The sequence below is a fragment of the Sutterella massiliensis genome, from assembly GCF_016899755.1.
GTDB classification, from domain to species: domain Bacteria; phylum Pseudomonadota; class Gammaproteobacteria; order Burkholderiales; family Burkholderiaceae_F; genus Sutterella; species Sutterella massiliensis.
This window is the reverse complement of record NZ_JACJJC010000259.1, coordinates 1-500: the sequence shown is the minus strand read 5'-3', so window position 1 is coordinate 500 and position 500 is coordinate 1. Positions and strand designations below refer to the sequence as shown.

The window sequence follows — 500 nt, the reverse complement described above, 5'->3', positions numbered from 1 at the left end:
GGGCGAGACTTATCCGAGACGTACCGGAAGCCCCCTGAAGTGAGTGCCCTCAGCTCGGCAATATCGACGCTACTGCCGGCTTTTCTCGCGAATGCGTAGTAGCCGACACCGTCGTAGCTGCGCACGTTGGTGTCGAGCAAGAGAATTGCATCCTTCGGTATTTCCGGCGCCAGTCCGTTATTGCCCGCCGTGATAAGGCGCCCGTACTTGATGCCCAACTCGGGAACGACGAGCTCGAGTGAGGAGACGGTATCGAAAGTCGCGATTGTCCGCCCATCCTTCCGGAATTGGTAGCAAAAGCCTTCAAGCTCCCTCGGCTCGTAGGCAATAACTTCGCCGTCGGGAACGGCAACGGGCTTGGAGCGCATCGTCTTCTCGGCCGTGCAGACGGTTTCCCCGTCGAAGGTCTTGACGTCGAAGCACTGCTTCGTGAAAGGCCGCAGCCGCCGCGGATGATGCCAAGGAATCTCGCGGACATCGTAGCCCGCGAGGAGTTCTTC

At 59.6% G+C, this 500-nt stretch carries 1 protein-coding gene; it reads right to left on the bottom strand.

Translation table 11 applies throughout. The annotated features are described in order from the left end of the window. A partial coding sequence (locus H6A60_RS12460; RefSeq protein WP_205105116.1) for a hypothetical protein occupies positions 1-500 on the bottom strand: 500 nt, incomplete at both ends.